The organism is Parapusillimonas sp. JC17 (assembly GCF_052180245.1).
Lineage (GTDB): Bacteria > Pseudomonadota > Gammaproteobacteria > Burkholderiales > Burkholderiaceae_B > Parapusillimonas.
Window position 1 is genome coordinate 4,284,430 of record NZ_CP197474.1, and the last position, 22,091, is coordinate 4,306,520.

The 22,091-nt window shown below is 66.0% G+C and carries 13 protein-coding genes; 5 read left to right on the top strand and 8 right to left on the bottom strand.

From position 1 onward, the window contains the following. Positions 1-118: 118 nt before the first annotated feature. The 4 genes from ubiB to ubiE form a co-directional block, all read right to left on the bottom strand. Complete coding sequence (gene ubiB, locus ACSBPU_RS20640; protein WP_442593779.1) at positions 119-1,675, bottom strand: ubiquinone biosynthesis regulatory protein kinase UbiB; 1,557 nt, start codon at positions 1,673-1,675, stop codon at positions 119-121. After that, positions 1,675-2,316: a ubiquinone biosynthesis accessory factor UbiJ gene (locus ACSBPU_RS20645; RefSeq protein ID WP_442593781.1), complete on the bottom strand. Its 642-nt coding sequence runs from the start codon at positions 2,314-2,316 to the stop codon at positions 1,675-1,677. Before ACSBPU_RS20645 ends, ubiB begins: the two co-directional genes overlap by 1 nt. A gap of 243 nt (positions 2,317-2,559) precedes the next feature. Continuing rightward, positions 2,560-3,546 (bottom strand): Tim44 domain-containing protein, encoded by a 987-nt coding sequence (locus tag ACSBPU_RS20650; RefSeq protein ID WP_442593783.1) that lies wholly within the window; start codon positions 3,544-3,546, stop codon positions 2,560-2,562. A 319-nt stretch (positions 3,547-3,865) separates the two neighbouring features. Then, positions 3,866-4,660: a bifunctional demethylmenaquinone methyltransferase/2-methoxy-6-polyprenyl-1,4-benzoquinol methylase UbiE gene (ubiE, locus tag ACSBPU_RS20655; protein ID WP_442593785.1), complete on the bottom strand. Its 795-nt coding sequence runs from the start codon at positions 4,658-4,660 to the stop codon at positions 3,866-3,868. Positions 4,661-4,783: 123 nt separating this feature from the next. Here ubiE and phoB point away from each other — a divergent pair, with 123 nt between their 5' ends. The 5 genes from phoB to ACSBPU_RS20680 all read left to right on the top strand — a co-directional run bounded on the left by phoB (position 4,784) and on the right by ACSBPU_RS20680 (position 9,137). Then, on the top strand, positions 4,784-5,485 hold the full coding sequence (gene phoB, locus ACSBPU_RS20660; protein WP_442593787.1) for a phosphate regulon transcriptional regulator PhoB: 702 nt from the start codon (positions 4,784-4,786) through the stop codon (positions 5,483-5,485). A 41-nt stretch (positions 5,486-5,526) separates the two neighbouring features. Beyond that, positions 5,527-6,822, top strand: a complete 1,296-nt coding sequence (phoR, locus tag ACSBPU_RS20665; RefSeq protein WP_442593789.1) for a phosphate regulon sensor histidine kinase PhoR — start codon at positions 5,527-5,529, stop codon at positions 6,820-6,822. A 155-nt stretch (positions 6,823-6,977) separates the two neighbouring features. Beyond that, a complete protein-coding gene (locus ACSBPU_RS20670) occupies positions 6,978-7,409 on the top strand; it encodes a VOC family protein (protein WP_442593791.1) in 432 nt (143 codons plus the stop codon). A gap of 13 nt (positions 7,410-7,422) precedes the next feature. After that, positions 7,423-8,154: a 5-oxoprolinase subunit PxpB gene (pxpB, locus tag ACSBPU_RS20675; protein ID WP_442593793.1), complete on the top strand. Its 732-nt coding sequence runs from the start codon at positions 7,423-7,425 to the stop codon at positions 8,152-8,154. Then, positions 8,151-9,137, top strand: coding sequence for a biotin-dependent carboxyltransferase family protein (locus ACSBPU_RS20680; RefSeq protein WP_442593795.1), 987 nt, complete (start codon positions 8,151-8,153; stop codon positions 9,135-9,137). Before pxpB ends, ACSBPU_RS20680 begins: the two co-directional genes overlap by 4 nt. Before the next feature lie 22 nt (positions 9,138-9,159). Here the strand turns inward: ACSBPU_RS20680 and ACSBPU_RS20685 are convergent, their stop codons facing one another. The 4 genes from ACSBPU_RS20685 to ACSBPU_RS20700 are packed head-to-tail and all read right to left on the bottom strand — an operon-like array spanning position 9,160 to position 22,083. Then, positions 9,160-9,501, bottom strand: a complete 342-nt coding sequence (locus tag ACSBPU_RS20685; RefSeq protein ID WP_442593797.1) for an STAS domain-containing protein — start codon at positions 9,499-9,501, stop codon at positions 9,160-9,162. Beyond that, positions 9,498-10,802: a glycosyltransferase family 9 protein gene (locus ACSBPU_RS20690; protein ID WP_442593799.1), complete on the bottom strand. Its 1,305-nt coding sequence runs from the start codon at positions 10,800-10,802 to the stop codon at positions 9,498-9,500. Before ACSBPU_RS20690 ends, ACSBPU_RS20685 begins: the two co-directional genes overlap by 4 nt. After that, positions 10,799-19,948 (bottom strand): amino acid adenylation domain-containing protein, encoded by a 9,150-nt coding sequence (locus ACSBPU_RS20695; protein WP_442593801.1) that lies wholly within the window; start codon positions 19,946-19,948, stop codon positions 10,799-10,801. Before ACSBPU_RS20695 ends, ACSBPU_RS20690 begins: the two co-directional genes overlap by 4 nt. Next, positions 19,945-22,083: an AMP-binding protein gene (locus tag ACSBPU_RS20700; protein ID WP_442593803.1), complete on the bottom strand. Its 2,139-nt coding sequence runs from the start codon at positions 22,081-22,083 to the stop codon at positions 19,945-19,947. The genes ACSBPU_RS20695 and ACSBPU_RS20700 overlap by 4 nt, the downstream gene beginning before the upstream one ends. Positions 22,084-22,091: the final 8 nt, after the last annotated feature.

A 22,091-nucleotide genomic window follows, 5' to 3' on the forward strand; every position in this document is an offset into this window, starting at 1 on the left:
TGGACCCGGCGATACCGTACAGCAGTGCCCGGGCGAACTCGTTGCATGCCGTCAGCATAGACGGCGCAGTTAACAGGATTATTTCAGCGAGACAACATGTGAAATAGGGATAGTCGGGCTAGTTTTGAGTCAATGCCCATACAGCCAGCCCCAAAGCCACCATGGCGATGGCGGACAACAACATCAACAAGCGGTTGCCTTGCTGCTGAGCCTTGCGAAGGCGCGTCAGTTCCAAGTTTAACGCAGGGCCGTAATCGGGCCGGCTCAGGCGCGCGTGGACCAGCCTGGGAATTTCCGGAAGCAGCTGCGACCACTGGCCGGCTTCCTTGTCGAGCTGCTTGCGCAGGCCGGTAAGCCCGACCCGTTCATGCATCCATTTTTCCAGATAAGGCTTGGCCGTCTTCCAGAGATCCAGGTTGGGGTCCAGCTCACGGCCCATGCCTTCCACGTTCAACAGTGTTTTCTGCAGCAGCACCAACTGCGGCTGTATCTCGACATTGAAGCGGCGGGATGTCTGGAACAGGCGCAACAGCACCTGACCGAGGGAAATCTCGGACAGCGGCCGGTCGAAATAGGGTTCGCAAACCGCCCGCACGGCGCCTTCGAGTTCTTCTTCGCGCGTATTGGGCGGCACCCATCCGGACTCGATATGCAGTTGGGCGACCCGGTGATAATCACGCCGGAAAAACGCCAGGAAATTCTGGGCCAGATAGTTCTTGTCGAATTCGGACAGGGAACCGACGATGCCGAAGTCCAGGGCAATATACCGGCCCAGCGTTTCGGGGCGGTCCGACACGAAAATATTGCCAGGATGCATGTCTGCGTGGAAAAAACCGTCGGTGAAGACCTGCATGAAGAAGATCTCCACGCCCGCCCGGCCAAGTTCCTTGGTATCGATGCCGGCTGCCCGAAGGCGCTCGATCTGGCCTACCGGTATGCCGCTCATGCGCTCCATCGTGAAGACGGTGGTCGCGCAATATTCCCAGACGACCTCCGGCACCATGAGCAGGTGCTCTCGCCCTGTTTCGGGCGAAAAGTTCCGGCGCAGCTGGCTGCAGTTCGACGCTTCGCGTATGAGGTCCAGCTCGTCATGCAGGTAGTTGTCGAATTCTGCAACGACCTGGCGAGGCTTGAGGCGGCGGCCATCCGCCGCCAGGCGCTCGATCAGGCCCGCCAGTACCCGCATGAGCGCAAGGTCTTTTTCGATGATGTCGCGCATGCCCGGACGCAGGACCTTCACGGCCACTTCCCGCCCGTCGTGCAGCACCGCGAAATGGACCTGGGCGATGGATGCCGAGGCCACGGGGTCAACCTCGAAATGCTTGAACAAGGTATGGGGCGATGCGCCCAGTGCGGCCTCGATACTGGCGGCTGCCTGGTCCGAGGGAAACGGCGGTACGCGGTCCTGCAGCAGGGCGAGCTCGATCGCGACGTCCAGCGGGATGAGGTCGCGGCGCGTGGAAAGGACCTGCCCGAACTTCACGAAGATCGGGCCCAGGGACTCCAGGGCGAGCCGCAGCCGGACCCCGCGAGGCGTTCTGGGCGGACGGCCGAAGCGCACGATGCGCAGCAGCGTATAGGCGAAGGGATGCTTGATTCCCGACAGCACGAGCTCGTCGAGCCTGTAGCGCAAGGCGACAATGACGATTTTCAGCAAACGCAGCAGGGTAAACATCAGCGGCCGCCCATTTTGAGCCGCGTTCCCGGAACCGGAGGCAAGGCGCTGATCCTGGCATCCAGCCGGTCGAGCCGCTTGCGCATCTCGGCCAGCCTGCCCACCCAGTCATCGTAGGCCTGCCTGGTCGCCATCAGCCCGCTTTCCTCGGTCAGGTATTCCCCCACATTGCCGGCAAGCCGGATCGCCGCGCTCTGCATGCCACTGGCGGCATTGCGCCCAAAGCTTGTCAGACGAGCGGCTGCCACATCACCCACGATGCGGGATAGATCGTCTTCGACGTCCCAGCGCAAATCGCGGGCCAGATCCGACACCACCTGGGCAAGGCCGGCGTCTCCCTGGACATGCATGATGGCCGCGATGGCAGCGGGATCGCGGGAACGCAAGACGGACGGGAGATCCGCAAAGCGGGCGGCCGGCACGGTCAGGATGACATCGGGCACCACGGCCGGATCCGAAACCTGCACGTAGCCGTCGGACTGCAAGGCAAACCCTGTCTTGAAAGCGCCGACGGCGAACCGCAGCGTTTTCCCGGCGTGCCGGCTAAGGCGTTCGCGCGCCCAGTCTTCCCGCCGCAGCAGCATATTCAGAATGCGCGCATGCATGAAGGCCGGATCGGGAAGCAAGGAAAATGGAAACATGGTGGCGTGCACGAAAAAACCGGTATGGCTCAGAACTTGTCAGTGCCCAAGTTTAACGGTTTTATACAAGGCGGATGGCCTGTTGCGCTGTGCCGCTAGCGGTGCAAGGAATGCAAACTGGAAAATCCGCAACGGCGCCCGGGAGGGCGCCGTCATGTTTGGAGCCGCTTTGGCCGGCCAAACAGCATGCCGGCCCGAAAGCATCGATGTGCGGGCCGGGCTTGCCCTCGCGCATCGCCGCGCTTAGCTGGCGTAGTCGATGGGGATTTGCTGGATGCCGGCCAGCAGCCAGCCCGCGCCTTCGCCCTTGTAGAGATTCCAGACTTCTTCGAAGCGGAACGCTTCTGCGCCCTTGGCCTCGCGCAGCATGCCCGAATAGCGCACGCTGGCCAGATGGCCGCCCGACACGGCCTCGATGCCCAGGAGTTCTGCGTTCAACAGCACGACTTCCGTCACGTTGTCTTCGCCGCGCGCAAGGATTTCGGGCTTGACTTCGGCGACCAGGTCGTCGGTCATGTAGTCGCGCAGGCGGTCGAGATCGCCGCTGTCCCAGATGGCCTGGATTTCGATGAACTGCGCCTTGGCATTGGCCAGGAATGCGGACGTGTCGAAATCGCCGGGGATGAACCATTTGTCATCCACCGGCGCCGCGGGAACCGGCGCAATGGCAGCGCTGGGCATGGCGGCCGGAGCGGCCGGCGCTTGCGGCGCGCCTGCTTGACCGGCGGACTGGCGGAACAGGTTCTGGGAACGGTCCGCGTTTGCGGCGCCGCCCGCTTGCTGCATGGCGGGGCGCGATGCGCCGCCACGCAACCTGCGCACGATGAAGATGACGCCAAAGACCAGCAAGGCGATGAGCAGCAAGCTGGACATCATTTCCAGGAAGGCGCCCGAAAGCCCCATGCTGGACAGCAGCGCGGCAATGCCAAGGCCGGCGGCGATGCCGGCTATGGGCCCCAGCCAGCGCGACATGCCGCTCTTGGCCGCGGTGCTGGCGGCGGCGCCCGTGGCGGCTGCGCCGGCCGCCGGCGCTGCGGCGCGGTTCGTGGTCGAAGCCGCCGCGGGCGGTGTCACCGCCTGGCGCTGCTGGGTCACGTTGGACGACTGGCGGCCAAGGCTTTTTCCGCCACCCGCCCGTCGCGCTTCGGCGTCGAACGACACCGACAGCATCGCGCCGGCGGATACCGTCAGCATGGCGATGGCAAGCAGCCGAGAAATACGTTTAGACATCTAGTGATCTCCTTGAAGAGGGAGCGGGCTGGAAGACCCGCCACCGCTTATGTCTTTATCTGGATATGCAAGCATGACGCGGCGGCCGCAAAGCGCAGGCGTGCGCGCCACAATACTTACTGGAAGCTGAACATTAGCATAAAGTAAGACAGGCGGCATTACAAAACGTTCATGTTTCCGCGAAAAATTGAAGAAACCGAGTGAATGGCAGCCTGGGGTCAGACCCCGTACGGGGTCTGACCCCGCCTCTGATCCCGCCTCTCAAGCCAAGGGCCGGGCCCCGTATGGGGCCTGACCCCGCCCTCGGCGTCAAAAGATCCTAGCCCAGGTTGACGCCTTCATGCAGCGCGACCAGGCCGGCGCTGAGATTGAAATACCGCACCCGGGACAGGCCCGCGTCGGCCAGCATGCCGGCCAAAGTGCTTTGATCGGGATGCATGCGTATGGATTCCGCCAGGTAGCGATAACTGGCCTCGTCGCCCGCCACCTTCTTGCCCAGCCAAGGCAGTACGTTGAAGGAATACCAGTCGTACGCCGGCGCCAGGGGCTTGGCCACCCGTGAGAACTCGAGAACCAGGAGCTTGCCGCCGGGTTTGAGCACGCGGCGCATTTCGGACAGCGCGCGGTCTTTGTGCGTCATGTTGCGCAGCCCGAAAGCCACGCTGACCCGGTCGAAGTACCCGGAAGGAAAAGGCAGTTTTTCGGCGTCGCAAACCGCCGTGGGCAGCAGCATGCCTTGATCCGTCAGGCGGTCCCGCCCGACGCGCAGCATGGAATCGTTGATGTCGGTCAGCCAGACCTCGCCCCGCGCGCCGGCGCGCTTGGCAAACGCACGCGCCAGGTCGCCCGTGCCGCCAGCGATGTCCAGGACCTTCATGCCCGGACGGACATCGGCCCGGCCTATGGTGAACGCTTTCCAGACACGATGCAGCCCGACCGACATGAGGTCGTTCATGATGTCGTAGCGGCCGGCGACGGAGTGAAAGACTTCGGCCACCTTGCCCGCCTTTTCTTTTTCGCTCACGGTCTTGAAGCCAAAATGCGTGCTGGCCCCGGCCTGCGCGCCGCTGTCCTGGCTGGAAGCGTCTGGTGTGGAGGAATGAAGGTTTTGCATGATTTCCTAATCGTACATCATTACCGGGTTAAGATTCGCAAGACCGGCGGGCTTTCACAAACCTGAAATATTTGCGCCATATTATTCAGGGGCATTACCCATCACCCAGAATACAAAGCTACCATGAGCACGACCATACTCGTTGTTGAAGATGAGCCCGCCATCCAGGAATTGATTTCCGTGAACCTGTCCTTTGCCGGACACAAAGTATTGCGGGCATTCGATGCCGAGCAAGCGCAGACGCTGATACGAGCCGAACTGCCGGACCTCATCCTGCTGGACTGGATGCTGCCCGGAGCGTCGGGCATCACACTGGCCAAGACACTGCGCTCCGACGAGCGCACCCGCAATGTGCCCGTCATCATGCTGACCGCCAAAGGCGCCGAGCATGACAAGGTGGAAGGGCTGGAAGCCGGCGCGGACGACTACATCACCAAGCCTTTCTCGCCCAAAGAACTGATTGCCCGCATCAAGGCCGTGCTGCGCCGCCGTGCGCCGCAACTGACCGACGACGTGATCCAGATCGGAACGCTCAAGCTGGATCCCGCCACGCATCGGGTGACCGGCGGCGACGTGGCGCTCACCGTGGGGCCGACCGAGTTCCGCCTGCTACACTTTTTCATGACGCACACCGAACGCGTCTTTTCCCGCACGCAATTGCTCGACCAGGTATGGGGCGATCACGTCTTTGTGGAAGAGCGCACGGTCGACGTCCACATCCGGCGCCTGCGCAAGGCGCTGGAACCCAGCAAACACGAGAATCATATTGAAACGGTGCGCGGCGCGGGATACCGCTTCACGGCTCAATTGCCCCAGAACGCCTGAACCAGTCTGAAGAATCGCCACCAGTTCCGAATGTCGTCATCATGATCAAAACCTTAATCTCTATTGGCCTGTGGGGCGTACTGGGGTGGGCGCTCGGCGCCTGGCTGGGGGCGGGCATCGGCTGGGCGACTTTCTCGTTCGGCCTGATCCTGATGATTCTTGTCAGCGGCATGCAGCTCTCGCGCATCTCCAGATGGGTAAAGGATATCGAAGCCCCGCCGCCGCCTTCGGTGGGCCCCTGGGACGAGATCCTCGCGCCCATCTACCGCAAGCTGCGCCAAAACCGGCAGGAAATCGATGCGCTCGATGAACATGTGAACGGCATCATGCTCGCCGCCGAGGCTCTGCCGGACGGCGCGATCACGCTGGACCAGACCATGCAACTGACGTGGTGCAACCAGACCGCCAGCGAGCACGTCGGCCTGAACCTGGAGTCGGACCGCAACCACAGCATATTCAACATTCTTCGCGCGCCGGAATTCGCGCGCTATGCCCGGCAGACCGAGTGGCCGGCGCCGATCCTGCTCCATCTGAATACCGATGGGCAAGACCGGGCCCTGCTGGTGCAGCTCACCCGATACGGCCTGGACCAGTACCTGGTCGTCACGCGCGACGTCACCCAGATGGAAAAGCTGGAAACCACGCGCAAGGACTTCGTGGCCAACGTCTCGCACGAGCTGCGCACCCCGCTCACGGTCCTGTCGGGATTCCTTGAGACCTTGCGCGACATGCCGGAAGGCTCGCTCAGTAGCGAGCAAAAACAGCATTACCAGGCGCTGATGCTGGAACAGGCGCAACGCATGCAAGCCATCGTTGCCGATCTTCTCACGCTCTCCACGCTCGAATCGTCTCCCAATACCGAAGGCGAGCCAGTGCAAGTCGCGCAACTGGTGCAAACGGCGCTGGCGCAAGGGCGCATTCTTTCAAACGATCAGCACATCTTCGTCGAGAACGTGGACGAGAACCTGTGCGTCATCGGCGTCGAAACCGAGTTGGCGTCAGCGGTATCCAACCTGCTGACCAACGCCATACGCTATACCCCGAAAGACGGAACCATAACGGTCAGCTGGTACATCACGGAAGCCGGGCAAGCCTGCTATTCGGTCCAGGACACCGGCATCGGCATCGCTTCCCAGGACATCCCGAGGCTCACCGAGCGCTTCTATCGCGTGGATCGGGGCCGCTCGCGCGCCACCGGCGGCACCGGCCTGGGCTTGGCCATCACCAAGCATGTGGCGATGCGCCACAATGCCGAACTGACCATCCATAGCCGTTTCGGCGCCGGCAGCCTGTTCTCCGTGATTTTCCCGCCCTCCCGCGTGGCAAGGATCGACTAGGGCGGCCTGCTAACGCCGGACGCGGGGTCAGAGGCGGGGTCAGACCCCGTACGGGGTCTGACCCCAGAGCGCGGGGGACAAGCGCGCAAATATCATTAAAATAGCCATTTGCCGCCTTGCCCGACGCAGGGCTGAAACCCACACGGAGTCCCACGATGTCCACTGCGCGCACCCTTCCCCCTTTCCACCTCGCTTTCCCTGTGCGCGATCTGGCCGAAGCCCGCGCCTTCTATGGTGATCTGCTCGGCTGTCCCGAGGGCCGCTCCTCGGACGAGTGGGTGGATTTCGATTTCTACGGCCACCAGATCGTTGCGCACCTGTCGCCCGAGGAATGCGGCCAGGTCCGGACCGGCAGCGTAGACGAGCATAATGTGCCCGTGCGGCACTTCGGTGCCGTGCTCGACATGGACGCCTGGGAAGAGCTGGCCGGGAAGCTGAAGAACGCAGGCACCCGCTTCGTGATCGAACCCTATGTAAGGTTCAAGGGACAGCCCGGCGAGCAGGCCACCATGTTTTTCCTTGACCCGTCCGGCAACGCGCTCGAGTTCAAGGCGTTCAAGAACCTGGATTCGCTCTTCGCCAAATAACCGAGCCCAGCCGATGCCTGAAAACGTTTCCGGCCCCGATACGGCCTGGACCATCATTCCCCAGGGAGACCGCTGCCTGCTGCTGGCGTTCGGAAACGGCATCGACATCGAGACCGGCAGGCTCTGCGGAAAAGCGGCGTCGGCTTTGCGCGCGGCGGGCCTCGCGGGTGTCAGCGACATCGTGCCCGCTTTCAACTCGGTAGCCGTCCACTATCAGCCCCGCCTGTTCCGGCCCCACGGCGCCTTGCTGGAACTTATGGATCAGATCCGGCTGATCCTCGCCGATGCGCTATCGGGCGACAAGCCTGCCGAAGACGCCAGGCAGGTGGACATCCCGGTATGCTACGGCGGCGAGCACGGCCCCGACCTGGAAGACGTCGCCCGGCATTGCGGCCTCAGTCCGCAAGAGGTCATACGGCTGCACAGCGGCACGCCAGCCTATGTGTTCATGCTGGGATTCGCGCCCGGTGCGCCCTATATCGGCATACACGACCCGAAGCTCGCCATCGGCCGGCGCGACACGCCCCGGACCGTCGTGCCCGCCGGGTCGGTCGCCATCGCCAATCTGCAAACCGTGATCTATCCCAACGCCTCGCCGGGAGGCTGGAACCTGATCGGCAGCACCCCGTCGGTACTGTTCGATCCGGCCAGAGAACCCGTCACGCTGCTGGCGCCGGGAGACACGGTCAGGTTCGTGCCCATCGGCCCGGACGACTACCTCGCCTTGAAGCGCGCATCGAAATGAGCATCACCGTTCTCAAGCCCGGCATGCTGTCGTCGTTTCAAGACCTGGGACGCCATGGCTTCCAGCACCTGGGCGTCCCGGTGGGCGGCGCGATGGACGAGCGCGCCCACCGTCTGGCGAACCTGCTGGTCGGCAACGAGGGCGACGAAGCAACGCTGGAAATCACGCTGTCCGGACCCAGCCTGCGCTTCGAGGCGCCAGGCTGCATCGCCATTTGCGGCGCGCAACTGAACCCCACCCTCAATGATGCACCCATTCCCAACAATCGTCCGATCATCGCCCAGGCCGGCGACCTGCTGGCTTTCGGTGCGCGCGATGCGGGCTTGCGGGCCTATATTGCATGGCATGGCGGCGCAGACCTGCCCGCGGTGCTGGGCAGCCGCAGTACTTATATCCGCGGCGGCCTGGGAGGCTACCAGGGCCGTGCACTGAAGAAAGGGGATGTATTCGCCATGCGGGCGGATCTGCGGGGCCGCAATCTCGACAAGCTGTCCGACCGGCTTCGGGACATCAAGGTGTACTTGCCCGCCATCCTGGGCATGCAGCCGCGCACCGCGATACGCACCGTAAAGAGCGCCCATGCGGCGCTGTTCACGCCCGCCGCCGTCCAGGCGTTCTTTTCGGGCGATTATCGTGTCAGCCCGCAATCCGAGCGCATGGGATACCGGCTGGCAGGTCCGAAACTGGAACTGGCGCATACCGCCCAGCTTCTGTCCGAAGCCACCAGCTTCGGCAGCGTACAGGTTCCCCCGGACGGTTCCCCCATCGTGCTGATGGCCGACCGCCAGACCACCGGCGGCTACGCCAAGATCGCTCACGCGGCGTCGGTGGACCTGCCCATCATTGCGCAAAGCATGCCCGGGGACATCCTGCGGTTCGCGGAAATCAGCCTGGAACAGGCACGGGCGCTGGACCAGCAGCGGGAAGATGCCTTTGGCAAGCTTGAACTTGCCCTGGCGCCGCTGCGCGCCCTGTTCGGCTGACGCCTTGCCTTGCTGCTTATGCTTAAGCGGCGGCCAGCCGGGCCACCGCCGTGCCGCGGTCTTCGACCACCGTGAGTATGGCCAGGAAACCGCTGATGTCGAACACTTCGTGCACATGCGGCTGCAGGCTGCACAGTATCAGTTGCCCGGAGTTCTGCTTCAGGCGCTTGGCGAGCATCAGGACGACCCGCAGTCCGGCGCTGGAGATATAGTCCAGGCCGCTGAGGTCCAGCGCGCACAGGCGCTCTCCTTGGTCGACATAGGCCAGAAGGTCGGATTCCACTGCTGCGGCATTTGCGCTATTGATCTGGCCCGACGCCGAAATCACCAGAACCTCGCCGATTTTTTCGCTAGAAAGACTCATGAGGCAACCGTTGTATTGAAAGTAGCTGATTGTAGCGACTTAAGGGGCGAGCACCAAGAAAAGCCTCCATGAAAGTCCACCATGGCCTTGAATATCTGATTGAGGCTGCGATAATCGCGCGGCCATAGGCGCACTCCTTGCGACTCCAGGAATTCAAGGGGCTGCGCGACGAAGGCGGCGCGCAGGCTCGGATGCCTGCCGCACTGGTCGAGCGCGTCGGACAGCGATACCGATGCCTGGCCGCCGGCTTCATACAAGGATGCCGGTCCCGGCTCCCTGGCCGCCGTGGCGCCCGTGACGCCGAACACATCCGCGGAATGCCCGGCCTGGCTCAGAAGCCCGGACACCCTCGCCAGGCATTCCGCCCAGTCGTCGAACACCGCCTGCCGGATCAGCCGCATGCTTCGATACAGCGCGGTCTCTTCGCTGTCCAGGCCCCAGCGCCAGCTGCAGGGCTTGCTGAGCAATGTCCAGACCGGTACGCCCAGCGCGCCGGCCACATGCGCCGGCGCGCTGTCTATGGTGATGAGCAGGTCCAGCCCCGCGATGACCTCCGCAAGGTCGGCCACGTCGCGCACCGTTCGCCCGCAGCGCTCGATATCCGAAGCCCAGTGCCTCGCGTCCAAGGCCGCCTCGTCGTCTCCCCATTGAACGCTGACCCATGAGATCCCGGGATGATCCCCGACCAGGCGTTCGAGCAGATCCAGCGGGATCGACTTGATGTCCCTGGCCACCCCCCTCCGGTTCGCCGACCAGTTCAGCCCCACACGCAGTCCGGGATGGGAGCGGCGCGCCAGGTTCGCGGCCGACCGGGTGACGGCCAGGTAGGCGTCGCCGCGGCAGGGGTCGGAGCACAGCGCGCCCATGCGCATCAAGGGCACGCGCACCTTGGGCGGGTCGGCCAGCGCCTGATCCGGCGTCACCGGCTCGATGGCCAGGTCCTGCTGGCGGATCAGGCGATGCAATTCGGGGTTACATTGGATCCGCACGCGGCTGAATTGCGCCGCCACCGGCGGCACATAACGCAGCTGCTGGATGATGTCGCCGATGCCCTGCTCCGCCACGATCAGGAGATCGCGCTCGCGCTCCACGGGCGAGACGGACATGATGGTGCGCGATCTGGGATCACGGCGCACGAGCCCCCAGGGCGTGTTGGCGTCCCAGAGCATGAATTCGCCCTCGCCGGTCGACGGACGCCAGACATCGACATCCAGGCACCAGACCTGACCGTTCGAAGGCGGTCCGGCGCAGACATGCAGATCGTTCACCAGCCAGTGAAAATGCAGGGGAAACGGCGTCATGGCTGCGGCATTCCTTTCTCCATGCCGGCATCGTTGATCTGCCCCATCAAGGCATCGAGTTCATCCTGTGAAAACTCCATGCCCGTGAAGTCGGACGGCGTATACACGGCCGAGGCCGATTCGACGCAGGCCGCCGACAAGCGCAGCGCCATTTGCCGCACGGATTCCAGCAATGCGTCAACCGTTGCCGCCTCATGCCGGGGGGAATGCCGGCACGACAGGACGATGGAGCCTTCTTCCAGCCATGCATCGAAAGCCAGTTGATGACGCCGGCTTGCGGCCGCCGAGCGCTCGGTGCCGGGCGCAAGCCGCTGCAAAGCCAATCCTTTGCTTCCGAACTGCTTGATTTCCCCGACGAAGTTGAAGGATGCAGGAGGCTCGGCCCGCAGCGCCTCATGTCCGCCGTACCGCAGCAAGCCGTAGCTCAGGCCGCCCTCGGGTATGCTCCTCAGGCGCTCCTTCAGGGCGATGGCCCATGCCGGGACATCGTCGGACGCCGCCGGTATCGCGAAGGGATAGCGGGTGGTGAACCATCCGATGGTCCGCGAAAGATCTACGGACGAATCAGAGGGCTGACGGCCGTGTCCCTCCATGTCCAGCAGACACGCGCCCCCCGCCCACGAGGCCATGCCCAGCCCCACCGCCGCCAATACCGCCTCGTGCGGACGCAGGCCGAAAACCGACGCCATGCCGTTCATCAGATCGGCGGACGCCTGGGCCGGCATCACCAGCCTTCTGTCCGCCGCCTCGCCTTCGGTGTTGGGAAGATCGGGATGGTCCACGGGCAGCGGAACACAATCGGCGGCCAGGCTCAGCATGTCCTTCCAGAGCGCCAGGGAAGCGCTCGCCGCTTGCACGCGGTCCGGCAGCTTCTTTGCCCACCACGACCACGAAGTGGACGCGGCGCGTATCGATGCGGAGCCGGAGGACAAGCCGGCATCGAGATCCGCGGCAAGAATGGACCAGGACACCATGTCGGACACCGCATGATGAACGACGACGACGAGCCTGGCGTGCTCCGCCGAAACCTGTAGTGCGCCAAGCGCAAAGACACGGCCTTCAGCCAGGTCCAGGCTGTCCATCAGCTCGTCGGCCAGCGCATCTTCGCGAAGCGCAAGATCCGATTCGTCCATACCTTCCGCCTGCTCCACGCGCACGCAGGGATAGCCGGCCGCTGTCACTTGCTGCGCAACGCCGTCTGCTGTCGGTATCCAGCGCACGCGCAAGGCATCGTGCGTGGACTGGAGCGCGCGCGCCACATCGAGCAGGCCGGCCGCGCCGACCGTGCCCGCATAGCGGAACACCGCGGCCAGGCACCAGCGATTGCGGTCGGGCATCGGTGTCTCGGCGAACCATCGCTGGATGGGCGTGAGCGGCACGGCTTCCTGCACGGGTTCGCGCCCCGCCATGCCGCCCACCGGCATTGCCAGCTGCGCAAGACGCCTGGGCGTCGGTGCCTGGAATACCTGTGCGGGAGTCAGCGCCCATCCCAGCCTGCGGGCTCGCCCGACGATCTGGATGGCCATGATGGAATCACCGCCCAAGGCGAAGAAATCGTCATCGGGCCCCAGCGAAGGCGAGTCGAGGATCTCGCGCCACAACTCGCAAATCTGGTCCAGGACGGAGCCGTCGGCAGCGGACGCGTCGCCGTCGGCATCGCTGCCGGGTTGCGCCGCCGCCATTTGCGAAGAAGCGAGCAAGGCCTGGCGATCGACCTTGCCATTGGCGGTGAGGGGCAAGGCGGGAAGCGATTGGATGCGCTGAGGCACCATGGCCGCCGGCACGCGCTCGGAAAGCCAGGCCCGCAATGCGCCGCCATCCACATCGCTCGCCACCGCAGCCAGCAACACCGGTTCTCGGCCGTCGCGCCTGTCGACGAGCACGACCGCGTCGCGCACGCCCGCATGGGCGCGCAAGGCCTCGGCCAGGCCGGCCGGCTCGATGCGGTGGCCGCGTATCTTGACCATATCGTCGCCGCGTCCGATGAAGTCGATGCATCCGTCCGGACGCCTGCGGCCAAGGTCGCCGCTGCGATAGCTGCGCATGCCGTTTTCCGAGCGCCGAAAGCGCTCGCTGCCCGCCGGTTCCGGCCGGGTGTAGCCGGCGGCCACCGCCGGGCCGGATATGACGATCTCTCCTTCGCCGCCGTCGGGCATGGGCCGCCCGTCGCCATCCAGGATGGCGACGTCGTAGCCGTCCAGCGCACGGCCGATGGGAACGGCATGATCGCCATCCCTGCGCAGTTCCGGCAGCGCCTCGGTCATGCAGGCGCCTATCGTGGCTTCTGTGGGGCCGTAGTGATTGAAGATCCGGCATGTCGCGCCCAGCGACCGCAGGCGATCGACGAGGCGCCAGGCCAGGACGTCGCCGCCCAGGATCAAGCCGCGGCGCGGCAGCAGTTCCTTGGCATTGGGCGCATCCAGCAAAGCCGCCAGGTGCGCCGGCACGATCTTGAGCACGTCGTAAGGCGTTTGCACGGACCACGACGCCAGGGCTTCCGGGTCTCTTGCGGTCTCCGCATCGATGGCGTGCAAGGCGCCGCCGCTCCAAAGCGCGCCGAACACCGAGGTATAGCCCAGGTCGGCGGCAAACGACGACACCATGGCGAAGGACATCGGCCCCGGCATGCCGAGCCGCCGAAGCATGGCTGGCACGTATGTCGCGATGGCGCCGTGCGGAACCATCACGCCCTTGGGCCGGCCCGTGGAGCCGGAGGTGTACAGGACATAGGCCAGGTCCCGGGCGGAAACACGCGCGGGTGGAGGCACGCGACCGACGGCCTCTTGACCGCGCCGCCAGGCCAGCACGGCGACACCGTCGAACGCCGCGCGCGCACCGTCTTCGATCACCAGGACTTTCGCGCCGCTGTCCTCAAGCACATAGGCGTGATGCGCGTCGGGGTGGTCCTCATCGAGCGGCACGAACGCCGCGCCCAGCCGCATTGCCGCGAGCATGGCCACGGCGGGGCCCAGTCCGCGCGGCAGGCGGAAGGCCACCCGGTCTCCGGCCACGACCCCCGATCCGGCCAGCGCCTGGGCCAGCGCATGGGCTTCGGCATTCAGCGTGGCGTAGTCGACGGCGCCCAGACCGTCGCGCAGCGCAAGGGATGACGGCGTCTCCAGGGCGGCATGCGCCACCCGCTCGGCCAGGCTCTGTATATCGCCCGCCTCGGTCGCGGATGCCAGAGATGCGGCATCCGCGTCGCCCTGCACGAAGGCTTCGAGGATGCCGACGTACTGCCGCAGCCAGGATTCGACCCGTCCGGCATCGAAGAGATCGCGGTTATAGAAAGCGTCGATATGCAGACCATCGGCATCGGCCAGGATATTCCAGTTCAAGTCCCAGCGGACCGCCCCGTGCGCATTGGCGTCGATGCATGCATCCAGGCCATCGAAGCGCGGCAGCGCATCGACACGATCGAGGTTGAAGGAAACCGACGCCAATGGCGGCCGCGATGGATCCCTGCGCAGCTTCAGTCCCTTGAGCAGCCGCGCATAGGGATAGTCGCGGTGCGCCATGCCCTGGACCACGGCGCGCTGCGCCTGGGCAATGAGCGCCGCCTGCGGCTGCGACTCATCCAGCTCCATACGCAGCGGAAGCACGCCCACGCAGTAGCCCACCAATGCGGGCGCGGCAAGCTCGGGCTGTCCGGCGGAGAAGATGGCGATCGCCAGATCGCGCTGGCCCGACAAGCGCGCGAGCAATTTTCCGTAGGCGGCCAGGCATACGGAAAACAGGCTGCATCCGGCCTGACGCCCCAGGGCTTCGAGCCTGCTGCGCAGATCCAGCGGGACCCGCAGGGAAGCGCGAGCGCCCGCATAGCTTTGCAACGCGGGGCGCGGGCGGTCCGCCGGCAGGTCCAGCGGCGGCGGCACAGTCCGGTACAGTTCGTGCCAATAGCCGGCGGGCTCGGCGTCCTCGGCGCGTTGCCTTGCGTGGGCGGCATATCGGCGATACGGAACGGCCTCCGCCAGATCGGGCGCGCGGCCCCGCAGCGCCGCGTTGTACAGCTCCGCCATTTCGAGGGCGATGACCTGCATGGACCATCCGTCGACGATGAGATGCGGCATGATCAGCGCCAGACGATGATGCTCCGGTGCGAACTCGACCAGCCAGGCCGTCAGCATGGGACCGTGTTCGAGGTCCACGGGGACCAGCGCGATGCCGTCCAGCCAATGCTGGAATACGGCCTCGGCATCCGTCCAGCGCAAAAGGCGAAAATCGGGGGCCAGATCGGAGTGGACGACTTGCGTCTCGCCGTCTTCGGGAAACGTGCTGCGCAAGGCCTCGTGCCGCCGGCAGACGGCTTCCAGTGCCGTTTTCAATGCGGAGGGCTCCAGCTCTCCCCGGAGGTCGAAAACCAGAGTCTGGTTATAGGCTGCCGAGGCTTCCGGACTGAACGCGGCAAGCATCCGCAAGGCGGTCTGCCCCGGCGCGGCGGGCAGATGCTCCGGCCCCCGGAGCAAGGCGGCGGGATCTGGTCCTGCGGGCGAGGCGAGCGGTGCCAGCATGCCGCGCGCGCGCATTCCCCTGACGGAATCGCGCACCGCGCTCTCGATCTTGTCCAGGTCTTCGGCGCTATGCGCCGTGGAGAGAAAGCAGGTGCGCCCCTCCCATACGTACACGCCGTTCTGGATCATGTGGTTGTAGAACAGATCGCTGGCGCCCACGAAGCGGAACAGGGAAGAGAAGCTGTGTACCGATATGCCGCTGCCTTCGTCCTCCAGCACGCGATTCAATCGTTCGACGAATACCCGCGTGCGTTCATTGAGGGTTTCCTGCAGGCCGGGGCCTGCGGATTCCAGGTGTTCGAGCACGGCGAGGGACGCCGCCATGGCAAGCGGGTTCTTGTTGAACGTGCCGGCAAAGAACGTGCGCCCGTCTCGTGGCGCGCCTGCGCCGTCCAACGGCCATGCGCCGCCATCCAGCGCATCCAGATACTGGGCATCGCCCGCTACGACGCCTATGGGCAAGCCGCCGCCCACGATCTTCCCGTAAGTGGCCAGATCGGCGCGGACTCCCGCCCATGCCTGTGCGCCGCCCAGCGCGACCCGGAAGCCCAGCAGCACCTCGTCGAAGATGAGCGCCGTGCCGGTCGAACGCGTCAGCGTCCGCAGACGCTGCAGGAACTCCCGTGGCTGCCGGTCGGGACGCCGACCCTGTACGGGCTCGACCAATACGGCGGCCAGCGACGGCCCTTCGCGCGCCAGGATCTCCAGCGCTCCGGCTTCGTCGCCGTAATCCAGCAGCAGGATGTCCTCTGCCATGCCGGGAGGGGTGCCGCCCGCCATCGGCACGGCGTTGCCATCGGGGCCCAGTTGCGCAAGCACCCCGTCGAAATGCCCGTGGTACGACCCTTGGAATATGGCGACTCGCTGCCGCCCCGTCGCGTGCCTGGCCAGCCTGAGCGCCGTCATCACGGCTTCCGTGCCGCTATTGCAGAAAGCGGCGCGGGCATTGCCGGTGAGGCGGCACAGGCGCTGAGCCACCTCGCCGGCCAGATGCGCCTGCGGGCCGATGAACATGCCGCGATCGCCCAAGTGCCTGCTGATGGCCTCGACGATGAAGGCCGGGCTGTGGCCGAAGAGCTGTACACCGAACCCCATGGCGATATCGACGTAGCGGTTGCCATCCACGTCGAACAGCTCGCTGCCTTGGGCTCGAGCCCCCACGATGGGATACAGCATGCCCTTGGTTTCGGCGCGAAATCCCGCCACTGCCCGGCTGTCGGCCAAATAGACCCCAAAGCGGCTGCGCTGTTCGCGCGAGGCCTGGCTGCGCCGCACATAGGCCTCGGAAAACTCGGCGAGACCGTTCAATTGTGCCGGGGTAAGCGTCGCGGCGTGGTTGCTGGGGTCAGACCCCGTACGGGGTCTGACCCCTCCAGACAACGCCGCCGACTTGTAGTTGGGGTCAGACCCCGTATGGGGTCTGACCCCCTGCACCGCCGCCGACCCGTAGTTGGGGTCGGACCCAATATGGGGTCCGGCCCCTTCATGCGAGGCGGCCGTTCTTGTGCCGGGGTCGGACCCCGCACGGGGTCCGACCCCTCGGGCCGCGCCGGCCTCCGCGAGCACGTGCTCGATCAGACGCAAAGGGGTGTTCAATGACTCAAACAAAGCGCGTCGCGGAATCGAAATTCCCCATTTGCGCTCCATGGCCGCAACCGCCTCGGTCAGCGCCAGGGAATCGACTCCCATTTCCAGGAAGCCGCGATCGGAGGACTGGTCAGCCGCCGGAAGCTGCAGGGCGCGCGCCATGAAGGCGGCGACTTCTGCCTTGTTCAAGGGGCCGGAGGGGTCAGACCCGTAGGGTCTGACCCCATCAGTCATCGCAGCTGCGGCGTTGGAGGGGTCGGACCCCGTACGGGGTCCGACCCCAACTCCGGCACCCTCAAAGGGGTCAGACCCCACGGGTCTGACCCCGACATCCATCAACGGAATCCAATGGCTCCTGGGCTCGAAGGGGTAGCCCGGCGCATCGCTGCGCTCGGCCCGGTCGTATAGCGTCTCCCAGCGCAGCGGCACGCCGGCCACATGCAGTTGCGACAGCAGGCTGCCCAGCGAACGCCAGGCAGGTTGATTGCGGCGCAAGGTCGGGATCAGCGCCGGCGGCGCATCGCCAAAGTCGGGACAGCGCCCTGCGGAGCCGATCAGGTTGGGCGCGGCGCCGATTTCGATCAGCACATTCGCGCCCATGCGCGCAAGCGCGCCGACTCCCTCGGCGAAGCGGACCGGCTGCCGGATATGGTCAGTCCAGTACTCGGGCGTATCGAAAGCGGCCTCCGCGGAGCCGGTCGAGTTGGAGATCAGCGCAAGCCGCGGCTGCGCCAGTTTCATGCCGGACAGCACCCGGGCGAACGGTTCGAGCGCCGGCTCCATGAGACGCGAATGGAAGGCATGCGACGTGCGCAGAAGCTGGGATGCGATTCCCTGGCGTTCCAGGGCATCGCACACGCGGCCGATGGCATCGGATTCCCCCGAGATCACGCATTCGTCATGCGCGTTGACGGCGGCCAGGTCGATACCGGCTGCCAGGCCGTCGGGCAAGCCCTCCAGGCAGGAGGGCGGCGCGAACACGGCCGCCATCGCCCCGCCTTCCGCTGCCGCCCCCATGAGGCGTCCGCGCTCGGCCACCAGCTTCAGGGCATCGTCCAGGGAAAACACCCCTGCCCGGCATGCCGCGATGTATTCGCCCAGACTGTGCCCGATGACGAACTCGGGCTCGACGCCCCAGGCCGCCAGCCGTTCGGCCAGCGCATAGCCCAGGGTGAACAGCGCGGGCTGCGCGACGCGCGTATCGGCCAAGGACGGGCCCTCGCCGGGCTCATCGAACATCAGGCGGATCAGCGAATCGCCGATCAGGGGATCCACCACCGCCGCGCAATGGTCGACCACTCGCCTGAAGACGGGATCGTCTTCATACAAGCCCTTGCCCATGCCCGGCCACTGGCTGCCCTGGCCGGTAAAGAGAAAAGCGATTCGCGGCGCGGCCTGCATGGCTGTCCCGCGGGCGCCGCCCGCCGGGGTCTGTCCGGCGGCGACGTCATTCAGGCCGGCCACGAGCGCGTCCAGATCATCTCCCGCGACTGCGGCCCTGGCCGGGAGGCCATGGCGTCCCAGGGCAAGACTGGCTGCGACACCTCGCGGGTCGGCGTCGCCGCTTGCCATCCAGTCGGCCAGCCGCTGCCCCATCCGTGCCAGGCCCGGCTCGTCGGGCGCCGACAAGGGAAGGACCAGCGGACCGCTCTGCCGCGTGGCCGCCGCAGAGGAATCGCGCGCCGGCGCGGCTTCCAGAATGAGATGGGCGTTGGTGCCGCTGAAGCCGAAACTGCTGACCGCCGCCCGCCGCGTGGGCGCAGCGGGCCAGGGTTGCGCGCGGTCGACCACCCGCAAGGGAAGCTTGTCCCACGCGATGCGAGGGTTGGGCGATGATTGGTGCAGGGTCGGCGGCAACTGGCCGGACTCCAGCATCAGCACGAGCTTGATCAAGCCGGCGATGCCCGCGGCCGACTCCAGGTGCCCGATATTGGTCTTGACCGCGCCCAGCAAAAGCGCGTTTGCGCGATCTGCACCATATGCGTCGGCCAGCGCCTGCGCTTCAATGGGGTCTCCCAAGGGGGTGCCGGTGCCATGGCATTCCACCACCTGCACGTCCGCGGGGCGCAGATCGGCATCCTTCAGTGCCGCGCGTATCAAGGCGGCCTGTGCCGACGCATTGGGCGCCGTCAGGGAACTGGCTCGCCCATCGTGATTGACCGCGCCGCCCCGAATGACCGCCCTGATCCTGTCGCCGTCCCGCAAGGCGTCCGGCAAGCGCTTCAGCACGACGAAGCCGGCGCCCTCGCCCCGCACGTAGCCATCCGCGGCGGCATCGAAGCTGCGGCACGCCTGGCTAGGGCTAAGCATGCCCGCCGCAGCGAACCCGCGTGTCCATGCGTCGGAGACCAGCGCGTTGACGCCGCCGGCAATCGCCATGTCGGATTCCCCTGCCTGCAGGCTGCGGCAAGCCGCATGCACCGCAACGAGCGATGAAGAGCAGGCGGTATCGATCGCCAGCGCAGGGCCGGTGACGTCGAGCAGGTGCGCCAGGCGGCCTGCGGCGGCGCTGGCCGAATTGCCGGTCGTCGCCTGCGGCGTGAATCCCTGCCCGGGCGCATGGAAACGCGCTTCATAGTCGTGCGTGCTGATGCCGACGAACACACCGGTCGATCGCGGGCGACGTGAAGCGTCGGCCGCGCCGGCGTCCTCGAGCGCATGCCACGCGACTTCGAGCATCAGGCGGTGTTGTGGATCCATATGGGCGGCTTCGCTGTCCCGCATGCCGAAGAAGGCGGCGTCGAAACGATCGATGCCCCGGACATAGCCGCCGCGCGGCAGCGCATCGCGTTCGGGCCGATCCAGCGGCGGGTCGCCGATCGCATCGACGCCTTCGCGCAGCAGGCGCCGGAACGCCGCGGCGTCATCGGCGCCCGGAAACCTGCAGCCCAGGCCGACCACCGCCACCGGCGCCACATCGTCCCGGCCCGATTGTTCGGCGCGCAATGTGTCGATGCGCTGCTGCAGGCCGGTGACCAGCGCGACGACCTGGTCGGGGTCCAGCCGCGAAATGCGCTCATGCAGCGCTTTCCTGGCTTGATCGTTCATGGCTCGCCCCTTTCGATCGCGCTCAGCAGGTCCTCGAGATCCCCGCCGGCCGGCCGCGGCGCCGGCACCGGCGGCTGCGTGTCTTGCGGACGGAAGGCCGCCGCGTCGGGCGCAAAGTGCGCGACCAGCCGCGCAATGGTCGGGTGATCGAAGGCGATGGTTTCAGGCACTTCGACGCCCAGCAGCTCTCCCAACGCCAGCGCGAGTTCGGCCGAACCCAGCGAATCCAGGCCCATTTCGGCAAAGCCCCTGCCCGCATCGATGGCGCGTGCCGGAAGCCCGAGCCGGCCGGCCAGCCAATCCGTCAGCCACGCGGTGAGGGAGGCCGCTGCCGGCTTTCCGATATCCTGAGCGGCTGGCGGCGCCTGGGTCCGCGGCGGCTCCAGCCCCATGCGCCGCCAGCTTGCGACGACGGGCAGACCGCCTTCCAGGAACGCGCGCTTGTTCGCCAGGCGCTGGATCTTGCCGCTGGAGGTGCGCAGCACGGAACCCGGCATCACCAGTGCGACGTGCGCCAAAGGCAGTTCCAGGTTTTGCCATACCGACTCGACGATGGCCTGGATGATGGGCTCGGGCGATTCTGCGCGGCGCGAGCGCTCGAGCTCCTGCACCAGCACGACCTGCTCGCGTCCGCCATCCACATCGTCGGAAGCGATGGCAAAGGCCGCGCCGTTGTCGCGGCGCAGCGCGGCGTGCGCGTCCTGCGCGACCCGTTCGATATCGTGCGGATAGAAGTTGGCGCCCCCCAGGATGATGAGGTCCTTGATGCGCCCCGTCACGAAGAGTTCCCCGTCCTCGACGACGCCAAGGTCGCCCGTCCGGAGATAGGTTGCCCCATCGGGCTCTCCGGCAATCCTGGCTCCGAACGTTTCCTGGGTCGCGTCCGGCCGCTGCCAGTATCCTTCGGCGATGGTGGGCCCCCCCACCCATATTTCTCCGACCTCGTGCGGCGCGCAGCGCGCCAAGGTTTCAGGATCGACGATGGCAATGGGTACGTCCGGCAAAGCCTCGCCGCTGCCCGGCATCACACGGCCGCCCTCCGCGCCGTTCTGCAGGATACGCGCCTGGCCGCGTTCCAGTGCTGCAACGTCGAAGGTGCGCAGGACGGGCGCCACGCCGATCGGATTCGCCGTGACGGCAAGCGTGCTCTCGGCCAAGCCGTAGGCGGGCGCAAAGGCCTCGCGGCGGAAGCCGCAAGGCTGGAACATGAGCGAAAATTCGTCCAGCACGGCGGGATTGATCGGCTCGGCGGCGTTCATGGTCATGACCAGGCTGCTCAAGTCCAGGCTTGCCCGGTCTTCCGGAGAGATCCGGCGGCAGCAGAGATCGTAGGCGAAGCTCGGCGCGGCCGAGTGCGTGCCGCGGTGGCGGGTGATCGCCTGCAGCCACAAGGCGGGTTTCTGCAAAAAGGCATTGGGCGCCATCTGCACGGACGCGCATCCCGAAAACAGCGGCTGCAGCAAGCCGAAGATGAGTCCCAGGTCATGGAAGGCCGGCAACCAGCTGACCATGACCGATGACGGATTCAGGCCCCAGGCATTCTGCATGCGCGCCATGTCCTGGACGAGATTGCCATGGCTGACGCGCACGCCTTTGGGCGAGCCGGTCGAGCCCGAGGTGTACTGAAGAAAAGCAATATCCGTGGCCAGGAGCTCCACAGGGTCCAGCCCGTCCGATTCGGGAATGCCGTCGGTCGCGATCCAGTCCAGCGCGCCCAGATGCCGGCTGGACTCCCGCCATTCGGCGATGGAGTCCATGAGGTCGCCGCTGGTCAGGGCCACCCGCGCCGATGAGTCGACGGCGACCGCCTCGAGCCGCTCGATCAGGCGATTGCGGCGGGGCTGATTGATGGGCGTCGCCAGGCGTCCGCTCCAGAGGCAGGCCATGAAGGCCGCGAGAAAGGCGGGGCCGGCCTGGAAAACCAGCAGCACCGGCTCGCCCGGCTCGGTGGCCTCGATGAGGCGGGACGCAATGGCCCGGGCGCGCGCTGCGAGTTCGGCGGCGCTCCAGCGGCATTGCTCGCTGCCCTGGCTGTCCAGGAACGCATAGGACCAGCGGTCCGCCAGATCTGCAGCCCGCTGCGCGAGGATGCGCGGCAGCAGCGCGGGTTCGACAAGCGGTGTGGGCGTCTTCACGATATCTC